Annotated in this window: 17 protein-coding genes; 15 read left to right on the top strand and 2 right to left on the bottom strand. The window is 48.2% G+C overall.

The genetic code is table 11. The annotated features are described in order from the left end of the window. Positions 1 to 2 precede the first annotated feature (2 nt). From tyrS to T472_RS15260, 15 genes are all read left to right on the top strand, one after another. Positions 3 to 1,223: a tyrosine--tRNA ligase gene (tyrS, locus tag T472_RS15325; protein WP_023388141.1), complete on the top strand. Its 1,221-nt coding sequence runs from the start codon at positions 3 to 5 to the stop codon at positions 1,221 to 1,223. Then, entirely contained in the window at positions 1,223 to 1,915 is a 693-nt protein-coding gene (locus T472_RS15320) for a metallophosphoesterase (RefSeq protein ID WP_023388140.1), read from the top strand. The genes tyrS and T472_RS15320 overlap by 1 nt, the downstream gene beginning before the upstream one ends. Positions 1,916 to 2,093: 178 nt before the next feature. Further along, complete coding sequence (gene tkt, locus T472_RS15315; protein WP_023388139.1) at positions 2,094 to 4,091, top strand: transketolase; 1,998 nt, start codon at positions 2,094 to 2,096, stop codon at positions 4,089 to 4,091. 167 nt (positions 4,092 to 4,258) lie between these two features. After that, positions 4,259 to 5,026, top strand: coding sequence for an SDR family NAD(P)-dependent oxidoreductase (locus T472_RS15310; RefSeq protein WP_201781770.1), 768 nt, complete (start codon positions 4,259 to 4,261; stop codon positions 5,024 to 5,026). A gap of 155 nt (positions 5,027 to 5,181) precedes the next feature. Beyond that, positions 5,182 to 5,472, top strand: coding sequence for an ArsR/SmtB family transcription factor (locus T472_RS15305; RefSeq protein WP_023388137.1), 291 nt, complete (start codon positions 5,182 to 5,184; stop codon positions 5,470 to 5,472). After that, the gene (locus tag T472_RS15300; protein WP_023388136.1) at positions 5,469 to 7,985 is read left to right on the top strand and encodes an FAD-dependent oxidoreductase; all 2,517 of its coding nucleotides are present in this window, start codon (positions 5,469 to 5,471) and stop codon (positions 7,983 to 7,985) included. The genes T472_RS15305 and T472_RS15300 overlap by 4 nt, the downstream gene beginning before the upstream one ends. 148 nt (positions 7,986 to 8,133) lie before the next feature. Continuing rightward, positions 8,134 to 8,925: a GTP pyrophosphokinase gene (locus T472_RS15295; protein WP_023388135.1), complete on the top strand. Its 792-nt coding sequence runs from the start codon at positions 8,134 to 8,136 to the stop codon at positions 8,923 to 8,925. A gap of 118 nt (positions 8,926 to 9,043) precedes the next feature. Beyond that, positions 9,044 to 9,760, top strand: a complete 717-nt coding sequence (locus tag T472_RS15290) for a hypothetical protein (RefSeq protein ID WP_023388134.1) — start codon at positions 9,044 to 9,046, stop codon at positions 9,758 to 9,760. An 11-nt stretch (positions 9,761 to 9,771) separates the two neighbouring features. Continuing rightward, positions 9,772 to 10,848: an ATP-binding protein gene (locus T472_RS15285; protein ID WP_023388133.1), complete on the top strand. Its 1,077-nt coding sequence runs from the start codon at positions 9,772 to 9,774 to the stop codon at positions 10,846 to 10,848. Further along, entirely contained in the window at positions 10,835 to 12,193 is a 1,359-nt protein-coding gene (locus tag T472_RS15280) for a vWA domain-containing protein (RefSeq protein ID WP_023388132.1), read from the top strand. The genes T472_RS15285 and T472_RS15280 overlap by 14 nt, the downstream gene beginning before the upstream one ends. A 36-nt stretch (positions 12,194 to 12,229) precedes the next feature. After that, positions 12,230 to 13,117 (top strand): ROK family protein, encoded by an 888-nt coding sequence (locus T472_RS15275; protein WP_023388131.1) that lies wholly within the window; start codon positions 12,230 to 12,232, stop codon positions 13,115 to 13,117. 183 nt (positions 13,118 to 13,300) lie between these two features. Continuing rightward, positions 13,301 to 13,624 (top strand): PadR family transcriptional regulator, encoded by a 324-nt coding sequence (locus tag T472_RS15270; RefSeq protein ID WP_023388130.1) that lies wholly within the window; start codon positions 13,301 to 13,303, stop codon positions 13,622 to 13,624. Further along, entirely contained in the window at positions 13,612 to 14,742 is a 1,131-nt protein-coding gene (locus T472_RS15265; protein ID WP_023388129.1) for a DUF2812 domain-containing protein, read from the top strand. The genes T472_RS15270 and T472_RS15265 overlap by 13 nt, the downstream gene beginning before the upstream one ends. Positions 14,743 to 15,093: 351 nt before the next feature. Then, a complete protein-coding gene (locus tag T472_RS19805; protein WP_023388128.1) occupies positions 15,094 to 15,249 on the top strand; it encodes a hypothetical protein in 156 nt (51 codons plus the stop codon). 338 nt (positions 15,250 to 15,587) lie between these two features. Next, on the top strand, positions 15,588 to 16,841 hold the full coding sequence (locus tag T472_RS15260; RefSeq protein ID WP_023388127.1) for an ATP-binding protein: 1,254 nt from the start codon (positions 15,588 to 15,590) through the stop codon (positions 16,839 to 16,841). Between the two features lie 194 nt (positions 16,842 to 17,035). On the opposite strand, the gene T472_RS15255 is transcribed toward T472_RS15260, so the two are convergent. Next, positions 17,036 to 17,380, bottom strand: coding sequence for a HesB-like protein (locus T472_RS15255; RefSeq protein ID WP_023863691.1), 345 nt, complete (start codon positions 17,378 to 17,380; stop codon positions 17,036 to 17,038). Between the two features lie 11 nt (positions 17,381 to 17,391). Then, positions 17,392 to 17,712 (bottom strand): HesB-like protein, encoded by a 321-nt coding sequence (locus tag T472_RS15250; protein ID WP_152975185.1) that lies wholly within the window; start codon positions 17,710 to 17,712, stop codon positions 17,392 to 17,394. Between the last annotated feature and the right edge of the window lie 236 nt (positions 17,713 to 17,948).

The raw sequence follows: 17,948 nt of genomic DNA, 5'->3' as shown, positions 1-17,948 counted from the left end.
AGATGAGCGTTTTCGAGGAGCTTCAGAGAAGAGGCTACATTAAACAGATGACTCATGAGGAAGAGATAAGGGACCTTTTGGAAAATGACAGGGTCACTTTCTATATAGGCTTCGACCCGACAGCAGACAGCCTTCATGTCGGGCATTTCATAGCCCTGATGTTCATGGCGCACATGCAGAGGGCTGGTCACAGGCCAATAGCGCTTCTTGGAGGCGGTACCGCCATGATCGGGGACCCATCGGGAAAGACCGACATGAGGTCCATGATGACGAAGGAGACCATAGCGGCTAATGCGGCTTCAATAAAGAAACAGATGGAGAAGTTCATAGATTTCTCCGATGACAGGGCCATTCTCGCTAACAACGCAGACTGGCTGCTCAACCTTAACTATGTGGATTTCCTGAGGGATGTTGGTGTACATTTTTCAGTGAACAACATGCTGAGGGCGGAGAGCATAAAGCTCAGGCTTGAGAAGGGACTGTCCTTCCTTGAGTTCAACTACATGCTGATGCAGGGCTATGACTTCCTGTACCTGAACCAGAACTATGGCTGCACAATGCAGCTTGGCGGCGATGACCAGTGGTCCAACATGCTTGCCGGTGCCGACCTTATAAGAAGGAAGGAAAGGAAGAGCGCATACGCAATGACCTGTGCTCTCCTTACCAACTCACAGGGCCAGAAGATGGGCAAGACAGTAAACGGTGCGCTCTGGCTTGATGCTGAAAAGACCTCGGTCTACGACTTCTACCAGTACTGGAGGAACGTTGATGACGCGGACGTGTTCAAGTGCCTGAGGCTTCTTACATTCGTGCCTGTTGAGGATATCGATGCAATGGAAAGCGCAGAGGGAGTGAACATAAACGAGTTCAAGAAGGTCCTCGCATATGAGATAACAAAGAACGTACACGGGGCGGATGAGGCCGAAAAGGCCAAGGGCGCTGCAGAGGCATTATTCGAGAAAGGCAAAGACATGACAAATGTCCCTACCATAGAGATAACCGCTGAAGACCTTGAAGGGACGCTCCTGGACATCCTTGTCAAGGGCGGTGTTTTCCCGTCGAAGGCAGAAGGAAGAAGGAACATCGTACAGGGCGGTGTGACACTTAAGGAAATGAAGGTGTCGGATCCGATGCAAAAGCTTGCCTTGGATGATTTCGAGGAGGATTCCGTGCTCGTCAAGAAGGGCAAGAAGCATTTCTACAGGATCCTTTTGAACAGATAATGGCGCTGTATGCAATCTCCGACCTTCATCTTTCATTGTCAGGTGAAAAGCCAATGGATGTCTTCTCCGATGTCTGGAAAGATCATCAGCAGAAGATAGAGGACAACTGGAGGGAAATAGTTAGGGATTCCGATACGGTCCTTATGGCGGGAGACCTTTCATGGTCACTCAGGATGGATTCCGGAAAGCAGGACCTTGACTATCTGTCAGGCCTTCCCGGAAGGAAGATCCTGATTAAGGGCAACCATGACTACTGGTGGAAGGGCATTACAAAGCTAAACAGCATGTATCCTGACATAGACTTCATACAGAACAACAGCTTCCTGTGGGATGGATATGCCATATGCGGATCCAGGGGCTGGATGATCCCTGGAAGCTCTACGTTTGACGAGGAGAACGACAGGAAGATATTCGAGAGGGAGCTGATAAGGATGAGGCTCTCCCTTGAAACCGCAAAGAAGAAGGCTGATATGGGAATTATCGCTATGATCCATTACCCGCCGACCAATGAAACATTTCAGGATTCAGCCTTTACCGACCTCTTCGAGGAGTACGGCGTGGAGAAGGTGATCTACGGGCATCTTCACGGGAATGCCCTCAAGAGGGTGATGGAAGGAAACCGCAAGGGTGTGGAATACATCCTCACTTCCTGCGACCATATCGGATTCAGGCCGGTATTGATAAAGGAATAGGCATTTGTAGTGGACCTCTGTTTCTATAATCAGGGGTCCTTTTCTTATCTGGCTTCAATTGAATCATTTCACAAATCATATGAATTTTTCTGAAAAAAATTGCCAAGCTATGATATAATAGTTCTGGATTACACTCGTTTACTGAAAAAAATTTCTAATATCGATACGGAGGATGAAAATGTTTAACGAAAAAGACACGCTTTCAATCAATGCCGTAAGGGCACTGTCAATCGAAGCAGTACAGAAGGCAAATTCAGGACATCCTGGCCTTCCGCTTGGAGCAGCACCCTTTGCCTACGTACTGTGGACAAGGAGCATGAACCACAATCCTAAGAATCCGACCTGGTTCAACAGGGACAGGTTCGTTCTTTCTGCAGGACACGGCTCTGCACTCCTCTACAGCCTGCTTCACCTTTCAGGCTATGACCTTTCACTTGAAGAGGTCAAGAACTTCAGACAGTGGGGATCGAAGACCCCGGGACATCCTGAATTCGGCCATACTGTAGGAGTAGAAGCCACAACAGGACCTCTTGGGCAGGGAATCGCAATGGCTGTCGGAATGGCAATGGCTGAAAGCCATCTTGGAGCAAAGTACAACAGGGAAAACTTCAGCGTGGTAGACCACCATACATTCGTGCTCTGCGGAGACGGAGACCTTATGGAAGGGGTATCAGGCGAAGCCTCATCACTTGCAGGACACCTGAAGCTAGGCAAGCTGGTCATACTTTACGATTCGAATGACATCTCACTTGACGGAAGGCTTAACAAGTCATTCTCCGAGAACATCAAGGGACGATACGAGGCATATGGCTGGCAGTACCTGAGAGTCGAGGATGCGAACGACCTCGAGGGTGTTGAGCATGCGATAGCTCTTGCCAAGGAAGAGACAGAAAAGCCTACAATAATAGAGATAAAGTCCGTAATAGGAATCGGCTCACCTGATGCAGGCACATCGAAGGTACACGGATCACCACTGGGAGCTGAAGGAGTAAAGAAGACAAAGGAATACTTCAACTACAACTACGGTGAGTTCGAGGTTCCTGAGACTGCATACGAGACATTCGCAAGCAATATCGAGTCTCTCGGAGTGAAGGCCAATGAAGCCTGGAACGACCTTTTCACCCAGTACAGGGCAAACTATCCAAAGCTTGCTGAAGAGCTTTCAGCTGCAATTGCTGGAAAGCTTCCAGAGAACTGGGAGAAGGAATTCCCGATGTATGAGGTTGGCAAGAAGGTAGCTACAAGGAATTCCTCAGGCGAGATAATAAACTTTATCTCAAAGAAGGTTCCAAGCTTCTTCGGAGGTTCAGCAGACCTTGCCGGTTCTAACAAGACCAACGTCAAGGGAACAGCTGACTTCTCAGCTGAGAGCTATGAAGGAAAGAACATCTGGTTCGGAGTAAGGGAATTCGCTATGGGAGCCACCATGAACGGTATGGCACTCCACGGCGGACTAAGGGTATACGGAGGAACATTCTTCGTGTTCTCAGACTACGTAAGGCCTGCAATGAGGCTTTCAGCCCTTATGGGACTACCAGTGACCTACGTCTTCACCCACGACTCAATAGCGGTCGGTGAAGACGGACCTACACATGAGCCGGTAGAGCACCTTCCATCGCTGAGAGCGATGCCGGGACTGTCGGTAATAAGGCCTGCAGACGGAAACGAGTCCATAGCCGCATGGAAACTGGCGCTTGAGTCAAAGGACCAGCCTACAGTGCTTGTCCTCACAAGGCAGGACCTGAAGACACTCCCAGGCACTTCTGAAACTGCAATGGCAGGAGTTGAAAAGGGAGCATACGTCGTATCCCCTGCAACTAAGGAAACAGCAGATGCAATGATAATCGCAACAGGCTCTGAGGTTCCTCTTGCATACGAGGCTCAGCAGGTTCTCCTTGCAGAAGGAATTGACGTATCAGTGGTATCCATGCCTTCATGGGACAGGTTCGAGAAGCAGAGCAAGGAATATAGGGACTCTGTCATCGATCCTAAGGTCAGGAAGAGGGTCGGAGTTGAGATGGCAAATCCTCTAGGATGGGAAAGGTACATCGGGGACGAGGGAGTCATGATCGGGATAAACACCTTCGGAGCATCTGCACCGGAGAGCATAGTCCTTGAAAAATATGGCTTCTCAGTAGCAAATGTTGTTGATAAGGTCAGGTCACTCGTAAAATAATATATTCTGATTCAAGGACCCCGCGCGAGCGGGGTCTTCAATTTTGTCCTGTTTTCATACTGCAGATATACTGATTATGGCGAACGTTCAGAAATCGTTTATTTTAATCCTTCTGGAAGGAGGGATATAATGGTGGTGGGACATGGATTAATAAGGGGTGGGTTGAAGTGGGACATACAATGATTACCGGAGCGACAAGCGGGATAGGCTACGAGCTCATGAAGCTGTTTGCGAAGGATGGGAATGACCTTGTGCTTGTTGCCAGAAGCAATGACATGCTTGAGAGAATAAAGGGCTTCTACAGCAGGAAGTATGGGATCAATATTGTGACCATTGTCAAAGACCTGTCTAGGATAGGTTCAGCCAGGGAGGTTTTTGACGAAGTATCGGCGATGGGGATAAAAATTGAGAACCTTGTTAACAATGCCGGGATAGGATGCTATGGACTGTTCCATGAGCTGGACCTATCAGAAACAACAGCCCTTCTTAATCTTAACATCATTGCCCTAACTGAAATGACAAGGCTGATCCTTCCAGGTATGGTTATTGAAGGACGGGGCATGGTGCTTAACATAGCCTCGACAGCAGCATTCCAGCCAGGGCCGCTCATGGCGTCATACTATGCATCCAAGGCATATGTCCTCAGTCTGTCCGAAGCCCTGTCACACGAACTTGAAGGCACTGGAGTCACTGTCACAGCCCTTTGCCCGGGGCCTACCACCACTGATTTCCAGAGGAAGGCTAAAGTGTCGAGGACCAATGTGGCGAATCATTTCAAGATGTCTGCAGCTGCTGTTGCAGAGGAAGGATACAGGGGCATGATGATGGGAAAGAGCATTGTTGTAGCGGGTCCGTTCAACAAGGCGATCCCGGTGCTGTCGAGGTTCGTACCCAGGTTTGTAGTTACACGGGCAGTGAAAAAGCTGAACACATGATGCGATTCTGCTGATATGTCAAAATACAGGGACGGTTGTTGAATATTTATATGAGAATAAGGCTGTAATTTGTGAAAAAATTACACGTTAAAATGTTGACAAATATATTTAAAAAACGTAATATTATAATGTACTAATTGAGGGAGAGGGGATATATGGACAACAACCTTGATCAGCTGGAAAGACCGGCAGAGATAATGAGGGTATTAGGACATCCGGTAAGGCTTTGCATAGCAAGGGGACTCATAAGGGAGAACGGGTGCAACGTCAGCTTCATGCAGGAATGCCTGGACATACCGCAGTCTACCATCTCTCAGCACATAAGAAGCCTTAAGGCCGCGGGTATCATCGAGGGCGAGAGGAAAGGCACGGAAATAACGTACAGGGTCGTAAGTGAGACGGCCAAAGATATAATAAGAATACTTGATCTGGAGGAGAAGAAATGAGCAAGAAGACAGTAATCGTAGGTGGAGTAGCAGGAGGAGCAACCGTTGCGGCAAGGCTTAGAAGACTTGACGAGAACATGGAGATAGTGATGTTTGAGAAGGATGAGTTCATATCCTTTGCAAACTGCGGACTCCCATACCATATCGGAGAGGTCATAAAGGACAGGAGCAAGCTCCTGCTTCAGACACCTAAGGCGATGAAGGACAGGTTCGAGCTTGACGTAAGGGTGTTCAGCGAAGTGGTGAAGGTTGACCCGGTTGCGAAGACAGTGACTGTAAACTCCAAGGACAGGGGAACCTACGAGGAGTCATATGACTATCTTGTACTTTCACCAGGCGCATCACCGATGAAGCCTCCAATCAAGGGAATCGACTCAAAGAAGGTCTATTCACTGAGGAACATTCCTGACACTGATGCGATTAAGGCTGAAGTTGACAAGAATACCAAGGCAACTGCGATCGTAATAGGCGGAGGCTTCATTGGAATCGAGGCTGCTGAGAACATGGTGGAGAGAGGACTGAATGTTATCCTCGTAGAGGCTGTACCGCATATTCTCGCACCATTTGATTCAGAGCTTTCCATGATTGCCGAGGCTGAGATGGAGTCAAGGGGAGTGGAGCTTCACCTTGGAGACGGAGTAAGCGAGTTCATTGAAGAGGGAAACAAGATATCAGTAAAGCTTGCTTCCGGAACTGTACTCACAGGAGATTTCGTTGTTGCCGCTATCGGAGTAAAGCCTGAAACAGGCTTCCTGAAGGATTCAGGCATAGTACTCGGGCCAAGGGGACACATTGTAACAGATGACCACATGAGGACAAACTTCGAGAACGTGTATGCAGCAGGAGATGCCGCAGAGATAGTTGACTTCATGACTAAGGGAAGGACGGCGATCCCTCTTGCAGGACCTGCAAACAGGCAGGGCAGGATAATTGCCGACAACATAGCGGGAATCGACAGGAAGTATTCAGGATCCATGGGAACCTCAATACTCAAGGTCTTTGACATGACTGCAGCTGCTACAGGAATGAACGAAAGAAATGCGAAGAGGGCTGGTATACCTGTAAAGGCGATATTCATCCACCCGAACAGCCATGCTACCTACTATCCCGGAGCAACCCAGCTTTCCGCGAAGCTTGTATTCACAGAGGACAGGAAGGTCCTTGGAGCACAGGCAGTAGGATATGACGGAGTAGACAAGCTCATAGACGTTATCGCGACAGCGATAAAGTTCGGAGCTACAGTAGACGACCTTGCAGAGCTTGAGCTTGCGTATGCACCTCCATTCCTATCAGCAAAGTCACCAGCGAACATGATGGGATTCGTAGCCCAGAACACGCTGGAAGGGCTTGCGGACAACAGGACAATCGATGAGTTCAACGCTGAGTATGACCCGGCTGCAATGGTACTTCTTGATGTAAGGGACAAGATCGAGGTTGAAAACGGCAGCGTTGACGGCATGGTGCACATTCCTCTCAACAGCCTCAGGGCAAGGATGTCGGAGCTTCCGAAGGACAAGCTCATATGGATCTACTGCCAGGTCGGACTTAGAGGCTACATAGCTGCAAGGATACTGAACCAGAACGGATATATGACAAAGAACCTCTCTGGTGGCTACAAGCTCATAAACTTCGCGAAGTTCAAGCCTTCAAAGAAAGATGGAAATGATGGCGGAATTGGCGGAGGAAAGACCGGCCCTTTTGAGGAAGCCGGGATCGGCGCCCCCGGCGTAAATACTGAGGAGCCAGACAGGATCTCAAAGACAGTAGAGCTTGATGCTACAGGACTTTGCTGCCCTGGACCTCTCATGAGGGTAAAGTCTTCAATTGACAGCATGGATAAGGGCGACAGGCTTGATATAACCGCATCAGACATGGGCTTCTACGAGGACATCAAGGCTTGGGCCAAGAGGACCGGAAATGAATTGATCTCAGTCAAGAAGGACAAGGGTCTCATCAAGGCCAGCATCAGGAAGGGACTTTACGAAGATGACAATGATACGGAGATAGGCTGTTCAGGATCCTATGCTGCAATGCAGCCGGTGAAGGACAACAAGACCATGATAGTCTTCTCAGGTGACCTGGACAAGGCCATAGCATCCTTCATCATAGCAAATGGAGCAGCTTCCATGGGCAAGAAGGTGACCATGTTCTTCACATTCTGGGGAATAAACATCCTCAGGAAGGAAAACGCCGGACCTGTAAAGAAGACCTTCATTGAGAACGCATTCGGCATGATGATGCCAAAGGGCTCAAAGAAGCTTGGACTTTCCAAGATGCACATGGGCGGACTCGGACCGATGATGATCAGGAAGATCATGGAGGACAAGAACGTACACTCCCTTGAAGACCTCATCAAGTCAGCGATTGAGAGCGGAGTTGAGGTAGTCGCATGCCAGATGAGCATGGACCTCCTTGGACTCAAGGAAGAGGAGCTCATAGACGGGATAAAGCTCGGCGGAGTAGGCTACATGCTTTCAGAATCAGAGGATTCAAACGCCACACTATTCATATAGCATTTTAAAGACTCTCCGGAACACAGAGGTTCAGCCTCTCTGTGTCACCGGAGGGTCTTTTTTTGTATGCATGTTAAAACAATTGTCAAAGTTTGCTATAATTGAATGAGCAAGTGATGTTAGGCAAGGAAGTAAAGAGGTGATTGGGATGTCCGGGACGGATTGGAAGACCTTCTTGATACCATACGACCAGGCTGTTGAAGAGCTTAAGGTCAAGCTCAGGTCGATAAGGACCGAATACAGGAGGAGGAATGAATATTCACCAATCGAATTCATAACAGGAAGGGTGAAGGAGATATCCTCAATGCTCGAAAAGGCGAACAAGTTCAACATCCCCCACGACAGGCTGAGGTTCGAGCTGGAAGACATAGCGGGTATAAGGATCATGTGCCAGTTCGTGGACGACATAGAGACTGTTGTGAACATAATTAGGAAACGGAGCGACATGCAGATCATGTACGAGAAGGATTATATCAGCAATGTGAAGCCTTCAGGCTACAGGAGCTACCATGTCGTGATAAAGTATCCTGTAAACATGGCTGGAGGGGTTACGGAGATCATTGCAGAGATACAGATAAGGACTCTTGCAATGAATTTTTGGGCGGTGACCGAGCATTCACTGAACTACAAGTACAAGGCCCACATTCCCGAGCAAATACGGGGCAAGCTGAAGACAGCGGCAGAGTCGGCGTATCAGCTGGACCAGGTAATGATGGACATCAAGGATGAGATAAAGGATGCCCAGAAGCTTTTCGAGGTGAAGTCAGCGATGATATCGTCGATAATGAGTGACATACTGTCCCTCATGTCCATGGGCAGGTCACAGGAGGCTGCAAGGTTCCAGGTGACATTGAACAAGCTGATAGAGTACGGTGGAGTCACAGAGCTTAATGAGCTGCAGGAGCAGGTGAAGAGGGAGCTTGAGAGGCACAGGCAGTGACTATTGGTAATGACGGCAGAAATGCCGTTTTTTCACGGTGCCACTTCAATTGTATCCAATTAATTGATATAATGATGGCGGATAATACATTGAAAGATAGGATACAGAGGAGCAGTTCATGAGAAACGAGTCAGAAGACATAGAGAAAGTCAGGAAAAACGGAAATGAGATCAGGCATATCATGGACCCGGGCCTTGAAACCATGAGAGAGGCGGTGAGGAAGACTCCCGGCTCAATAAGGCACATCAAGGATGCGCCGGAGGAGGTAAGGCTTCTTGCGGTGAGGGCAGGTTGGAACAGCCTGAAGCACATCAAGGACCCATCATACGAGGTCATGATGGCGGCAGTTGAGAACAAGGGCTGGGCCATACAGTACATAAGGAGACCCGACCTTGCGCTTAAGCTTGCAGCAGTCAGGAGAGACTACGACGCCATTCAGTACATAGCTGACCCGGAGTGCGAGGTTCAGGTAGCTGCAGTCAGGAACTACTGGAGCGCGCTCAAATACATAAAGGAGCCCTGCCTCGAGGCAAGGAAGGAAGCGCTGAAAGCCAGCGAGCAGGCAATAACCTACATCAGGGGGTATGACGATGAGGAGCTGAGGGAGTACCTCAGGCTTAACATAAGGATCGCAAAGTACCTGTACGACAGCCTGGACATGGACTTCCTCCTGGAGGTCCTGACCGGTGTGTTTTCAAGGGACGATGTCACAGAAAGGTATGTAAGGGACTTCATGGAGCTTCAGGTCCTTGACATGAACAAGGTCGATTTCATAAACGAGCACGGGTCGAAGGCTGCTAAGATGAAGCTCATCGACTACGTGCTGTCGAGATAGGAGGACGGGGCATGAACTACAAGGAGACTCTTGAAGCTCTGGACCTTGCGGTCCTATCAGGGGCGGTGCCCCTTATCATAGGGGAGAGCGGAATAGGCAAGACATCCCTCATCAGGGAGTATGCTGAGGAAAAGGGACTGTATCTGGTGAACATTGACGCAAACCTCCTCAAGGAAGGGGAGATAGGCGGGCTTCCCACAGTGGTTGGTGGAAGGACCAGATACGCCACACATCACAAGCTTACTGAAATAGACGAGTATCTGGAGAAAAGCGAAGGCTCTGTCCTTCTATTCATTGACGAGATCAACAGGTGCGACCATTCGGTTCAGCAGGAGCTCATGAACCTCATACTCAACAGGGAGATCAACGGGTACAGGCTTTCCGGACGCGTGGTTGTCGCGGCTGCAATGAATCCCTCGAACAGGATGGAGGATTTCTCGGAGACAGACTACCAGGTCGTTGACATGGACCCGGCCCAGGAAGACAGGTTCGTATGGTTCAACATGGATTCTGACTCAAGGGAATGGATAACGTGGGGCATGGAGGAAGGTGAGATACATCCTCTTGTCATCCAGTTCATATCGCAGTTCAGGGAATACCTGAACTACAAGCCTCAGGATGAATTCATAAGGTCTACCCCAAGAAGCTGGGAAAGGGTCTCCAATGCTCTCAAGGTGGCAGAGATCAGGGATATCGACCAGAAGACACTCTACAATGTGGTGAAGGGAAACGTGGGCATGAAGGTGGCCCAGGATTTCATGGCGTTCATCGAGGACAACAGGAATCCGCTCGTATCTCCTGATGACCTGTTCTCTATGGAGGTCCTGAGCCAGTTCGTGAAGGATGAGATCTCCCAGGCAAGCCATTCAAGGCTGTACATCCTTGCGAAGAACATGATCCTATACCTCAGGGACCATATGGAGCCAGGTTTCGCTGACAGGTACTCAGAGGTCCTGAACCTCATGCCAAAGGACCTGAGGATATCAGTCATGAAGGAGATAAGGGCTGACTATGGAGATGTGTACCCTATTCTCTTGAATTCCGACACCTTCATAGAAGGCTTCTTCCAGTGCTATGGCAGATCTTAACTTCCACAAGGACCTGAGGGACAGGGATGCCATATCGGCAAGGAGAAGGGAGCTTCTTTCCGATGCGGTGGATTTCACAGAATCAGGAAGCCTGAGGAAGGGATTCAGCAGGGATTTCCTTAAGTACCTGGATGAGCTGTCATTCAGGATGGTGACTGGCGGTGAGGACTACTATGCCCTTTTCCTTTCAAGGACAATCAGGGAGATAGACTTCACTCTGACCTACCCAACGGCAAGCGTTATGAGGAAGGGCAGCGTCGTGTTCATGTTCAACCCCTTAAGCTTCCTGTTCCTCGAGGAGCTTGAGGCAAGGGCAATGATCAAGCATGAGATATACCATATAATCCTCAAGCACCATTCAAGGGAGAAGGCTCTCAAGAACAAGTACCAGAAGCTTGCCATAAGCCTTGGCATGGACATATCAGTGAACCAGTACATAACGAACCTTCCGCATTTCGCGGAAAGGATAAATTCCGTAAACGTCAGGTTCAACCTGAACCTCCGTACAAACGAGACCCTTGAGTTCTATGTTGAATCCATACATGATGCCATGATGAAGATGGACAGGAAGTCTCTGGACCTGAAGAAGGACAACGGCATCGACATCGAGACCGCCCATGACAGGTGGGCTGAGTCTGAAACCGAGGATGAAGACAGGTCCAGGGAGACGATCAAGGCGATACTTTCCCATGCAGGTGACAAGGGAGTACCGGGAGAGATCCTGAAGATACTCGAGACCGGCGGAAAGGGAAGGATAAACTGGCAGAGCAGCGTGAGGCGGGCCTTGAGGACAGTACCCAAGGGCAGAAGGAAGACGGTCGCAAGGCTTGACAGGAGGCAGCCTGACAGGCTTGACCTGAAGGGGGAGCTAAGGGATTTCGCACCGGACATAACGGTCGCACTGGACATCTCTGGCAGCATAAGTGACAAGGACATGAACGGCTTCCTAACCGAGATGCTTATGCTCACAAGGCAGCATGATGCTCCAATAAGGGTCCTCGAGTGCGATAACGAAGTCAGGCGGGACTACATGATAAGGAGCATAAAGGATATCAGACCGCTCCTTGAAAGGCGCGGAGGCACCAGGTTCTCCCCTGTGTTCGAGTACATCAGGGAGAATAACCTGAGGTCAACCTTCCTCGTTTACTTTACAGACGGTGAAGGCGAGGACCGGCTTTCAATGTCTCCTGTGCATTTCAGGACGCTGTGGGTGGTACTTGGGACCTCCATATCCCTAAAGGACCCGAGAGGTGATGTGTTCATACTCAAGGTGGACAGGGAAGAGGTCGACAGGACCTACGGTCTCCAGGTCATGAGGACACTGTTGCACGAGTGGGCAAGATAGAATAGACTTAAAGAAAAGATGTTTCAGGAGGTAACCATGAGGATAGGAGCAATCGAAGCTGGCGGAACCAAGTTTGTCCTTGCTATCGGCGACGAGAAGGGCGAAATCGAAAGAAGACAGGAAATACCTACTGAAGAACCGGAAAGGACAATGGCCGGGGTAAGGGAATTCTTCAGCGGAGAGGAACTTGATGCCATTGGAGTGGGATCATTCGGTCCTATCGACCTTGACAGGGATTCACCAACCTACGGGTCAATAACATCCACCCCAAAGGTCAAATGGCAGAATTATAATCTGATCGAAGAGCTTAAGACATATATTGATGCACCTATGGGATTCGATACGGATGTCAATGGCGCAGCCCTGGGAGAAGCCTTCTTCGGATCCTGCAGAGGGCTTGATTCCTGCCTGTACATGACTATAGGCACAGGAATCGGTGCGGGTGCCATGGAATCCTGGAAGCTCATCCACGGAATGCTGCATCCTGAGATGGGGCACATAATCCTCAGGAAGCACAAGGATGATGACTTCAAGGGGGTCTGCCCGTTCCACGGGGACTGCTTTGAAGGCCTTGCAGCAGGTCCGGCACTTGAAGCAAGGACCGGAATGAAGGGCAGGGACATACCTGATGACCATAAGGTGTTCGATATTCTCGCATATTACGTGGCTCAGGCCCTCGTAAACTACATACTCATCCTTTCGCCGAAGAGGATAGTCGTAGGAGGAGGAGTAATGCACAGGGGACACGTGCTTGGAATGGTGAGGCGTTATGTCAGAGAGCTTCTCGCAGGCTACATCAGGACTCCTGAGCTTGAGGACCTCGACTCCTACATCGTGTACCCGGAACTCGGGAACGATGCAGGGATAAAGGGCGCAATAGCCCTTGGGCTGTCAGCCCTCGAGGATGAACAGAGGAAGAGATAGGGACAGAAACTAAAAACATACCCGTATTTTGGATACGGTATAAAGAGGATGCATCGGCTGCAATATTGCAGCTGCAGCATCCTTTTTGCTGTTGACAACATACATGCGTTACTCTACTATTATGTTATACGATATATCGCTATACATAATAACGCGACGCATAGCAAGACTGGAGGTGAAGAAATGCCATATCAGGGAGGTCCGATGACAGAGGCCATGTTCTATGTTCTTCTTTCACTCATGAACCCATCCCATGGATACAGGCTCATGGAGGCCATAGAGGAGGTATCCGGAGGCAGGGTCCTGATGGGCCCGGGAACCCTTTACGGAGTCCTTGCAAGGCTTGAGAAGGATAAGCTGATATCCGTGGTTAAGGAAGACAACAGGAGGAAGACCTACCAGCTGACCATTGACGGAAGGCATGCCCTTCAGGCCGAGCATGACAGGATAGCGATGATGCACAGGGACTTCGTTGCAGTTGAAGGAGGCAGGGGATGGGCACCGTAATAAGAAAGATAATGCCATCAGGGATGTACAGGACAGGGATGCTTGAGGCCTGGTTCCACGACATGTCGATGGACGGCCTGCATGTCAGGGATTTCGGATACTATTACTCAGCCTTCGAAAAGGGAGAGCCAAAGGATTATAGGTATTCTATGGATATCATGGCAAAGGATCCGGGGAAGGATGAACTTCAGGTGTTCTCTGACTGCGGCTGGGAGCATGTAGGCTACAGGAGGGATGTCCATCTTTTCAGGACTTCTGGAAGTTCAGGCGCAAGGCCCCTCCATACTGATATGTTCGACAGGTCGATATCCATCAAGAGGCTCCAGAGAAAGATGAATACTGGAATTATCCTTGCTCTCACTTTGATAGTATCAGGAATCGCTGCGCTAGTGTTTTTCATAATGACTGATATGGATTTCTATCTTAGAATGCTTGACAGGGGGACAATGAACAGAATAAACCTGGCGCTCCTTGCAATATCATCTTTCAGGGCTTTTGAGGAATACGTTGGAATAAGCGAGCTGAGCAGGTATCTGAGGAGAGAAGGCAAGCAGGATATGCTTTGGAGGAAGGCCCTTACAAAAAGGATCGCTTCAGTTGCTGTCCTTACTGCAGGTGTTGCATGGTGCGTATTCGCTGACATCGGTGAGATCATAGTAAGTGACCAGAGGATCATGCCTTTGTATGAACCTTCATCTGATATACTAAGGCTTCCTGACATAGAGACAAGGAATGACCTTGTATCAGAGGAACTTCCGTACTACCATGAACCAGGCTCGTTGCTGACAGACAGGATGTACACCGGCTCAGAAGTCTGGAAGTCTTCAGATGGATACGAGCCCCATCTTTTTGTCAATTTCTATGACCTGAAGATCCCTGATCATTCAAGATTGGTAACAGAAGGTTGGGAATCAAGGCTAAGCAAAGGCAGTCTTATGATTTCGGAGGATGTCTGGCTGGATTATCTGTCCACAGAGGAAAGGTGGAATGGCTGTCTTGTGTTCGCCTCAAAAGGTGACCTGGTGCTTGTTGCAAGCTACACAGGAGAGGAAAGTGTAATTTCCGTTGTGGACTCTATAAGGGAATACCTGATTAGTATCGATGAGGGAAGGAATTAATACGATAGCTGATTAAAAATATTGAAGATGTCGAACTCCAATGCTTATGAAAAATGCTCCATTCACGTAAGTGAATGGAGCATTAGTTTTTCTTTTTAGCAGCCTGAGCAGGATGAGCATCTGGTGGCTCTGCCGTCTACATTGCTTGGCGCAAGGAATGACTTGAATTCGCTGTATGCGCCTTCACTTAGAGTGAGTACTTCCTTCTTTGATGTTTCATAGATTTTCTACCTAAACTGCACATCAGGATGCACAAGTTAAGCATCCTGATGCTATGTCTGTGTTTCTAGGATTAAGTGCCATTCCGCCGCCGTAATTATCGTCGTCTGATATCACTTTGTGGCCATCATAATGTTCATAGAACTCTTTTGCAACGTGGTTCATGCCCTCGTAAACTTCATCCTCATCCTTTCACCAAAGAGGATAATTGCTGGCAGCGAAGCCATGAGTAGGGGGCACTTACTCGGAGCGGTGAGGCGTTATGTGAGTGAGCTCCTTGCAGGCTAAATAAGGACTGCTGAGCTTGAGGACCTGGACACTTACATCGTGTACCAGTACTCGGATAGATGCAGGGATAAAGGGCGCAATAGCCCTTGGGATGTCTGCACTCGAGGACGAACTGAGCAAGATGTAAGGCTGGAAGGATTACGAATTTACCTAAATAAAAGAAATAATGCTGATTAGATTTATTATTGCCATCAGGGGATTTTTGGGTCAGGGAAACCACTAGATGCAAAAATCAACATATCGGAAAGGAAGACATATAATCTCGTATATTCAACTCTGTAATGTTGTATTATACGAGATTATATGCTATTATTAAAAAGATGAGAGGAGGAAGCTTGATGGAATGGATTGATAGAGCTATCGAGGACTACCTTGTAAAAACGATAAATACTTTCCCGGCAGTATTGGTAACTGGCCCCCGCCAGGTTGGAAAATCATCTTTGCTGCAAATGGTTGTTGATGACTTTGAATATATCACTTTTGACAATCCTTTTGTTTTACAGCAGGCTAAAGAGGATCCAGAACTATTTTTTATGAATCATTCTGCAAAATTGATCCTTGACGAAATACAATATGTGCCAGAATTGTTTCCTTTTTTGAAAATTAAGATTGATGAGATGAGGTTAGCCGCCCTGAAGGACAAAAGTACAGAAAAATGCCTGTTTCTGTTGTCTGGTTCACAGGCTTACCATCTGATGGAGAATGTAAGCGAATCACTGGCAGGAAGATTGGCAATACTCCCGCTTCAGGGAATTTCTTATCGTGAGCAAAAAAACATTAAATGTGCACTGCCCTTCGTACCGACTGATGAGTATCTAGATATCCGAAAAAAAGAGAGTCTAAATACAGATGATCTCTGGACCATGATTCACAGAGGGTATATGCCAAGGCTTATTGCCTCTCAGGATGATTGGGAAACGTACTACTCGAGTTATGTGACAACATATATTGAACGCGATGTTAACCAACTGACCAAGATATCTGATAAAGGCGATTTTGTGCGATTCATGGCAGCAGTAGCTGCGCGAAGCGGGGAGCTATTGAATTATGACAGCATTGCAAGGGATGCAGGGGTATCTGCGACAACTGTGAGACGGTGGCTTCAGATCCTGGAAAGTTCGGGCATCATACTGCAACTGAATCCATACCATAATAATCGTTTGAAACGCGTGATCAAGACGCCAAAAGTATTCTTTATGGATACAGGACTGATGGCTTGGTTGACAAGATGGATTACACCAGAGACAATTCAATTCGGGGCAAAAGCTGGACAATTCTTCGAAACCTGGGTTGTCTCAGAGATTGTCAAGTCATTTCTAAATGCTGGTAAGTCGGTGCGCGATCTCTATTTTTATAGAGATGCAGATCAAAGGGAAATCGATTTGGTTATGGAAATTGGCAGGACAGTGTATCCTGTTGAAATCAAAATGACTGCCAGACCGAATAAGAATATGGTACAAGCATTCCATCTTCTGGAACCTGTAACTGAAGCAGGGGATATGAAGTTAGGGGCGGGAGCATTGATTAACCAAAATCCTGAATTGATATACCTTGACAAGGGCACACGAGCTATACCTGTAGGGTATCTTTAATGGGCATCGTGGAAATTGAGAACACTTCACTTTTAATGGACTGTAAATCTGAGATAACCGTCAATTTGATTGAGCCAAATCAACACCTTGAAATGCAATTTAGTCCACTAATCTGCCTTAGGGCATTCAGTGAGGAGTCCTTTCATAAAAAAATGCTCCATTCACGTATGTGAATGGAGCATGAGTTTTTCTTTTTAGCAGCCTGAGCAGGATGAGCATCCGCCAGCGCTGTCGTCTACCTTGTTTGGTCTTAGGACCATACCCTGTCCGAAGTTCTCTTCGCTTGACAGGATCTGGAATCCTTCGAATTCCTCGTACAGGTTCTTCTCGACTATGAAGTTGATGTCGTTCACTGTTGCTACCAGGTCTTCAGCTCCGGGTGCATCCACCATGAGCCCGAACCTTGGTCCGCTGCATGCATAGCCTGCAAGGCTTATCCTTATGTTGCTGTCAGTTACGTTGTTTGACGCAAGGAATGACTTGAATTCGTTGTATGCGCCTTCACTGAGCGTGAGTACTTCCTTCTTTGTTGTTTCCATTGATTTTCCTCCTAAACTGCACATCCGGATGCACATGTTGAGCATCCTGATGCTGTGTCTGTATTTCTAGGTCTCAGTGACATACCGCCGCCGTAGTTCTCGTCGTCTGATAGCACTTTAAAGCCATCATACTCTTCATAGAGCTCTTTTGCAACAATGAAGGTGATGTCCTCGTAAACCTGCACCACGTCACTTGCACCCGGTTCATCCATCATAAGTCCGAAGCTCGGGCCGCTGCATCCATAGCCGGCAAGTGCGATCCTGACGATTTTCGGCTCTATCTCATTGATCTCGAGCAGATCGAAGAATTCGCTGTATGCCTCCTCGCTCATCTCGATGATGCCGGTCTTTACCGTTTCCATCTATATGACAACTCCTTTTTTAAATCATAGTAATTTAATCAACATTCTGGATATATTATATAACAGCTTCCCTGAGCTTTCAAATTATTTTTTCCTTAAGTGAAATTGAAGCTGGTCTATCTTGTGGCAGGGTGATTCCGGCTATTTTACATGTAAGCTACCCTCCGGTGTGGTAGAATGTAGGTGAGGAACCCCCAAAAAAAGAT

This window comes from Youngiibacter fragilis 232.1 (genome assembly GCF_000495435.3).
GTDB lineage: Bacteria > Bacillota > Clostridia > Clostridiales > Clostridiaceae > Youngiibacter > Youngiibacter fragilis.
This window is presented reverse-complemented; position numbering and strand designations above follow the sequence as displayed.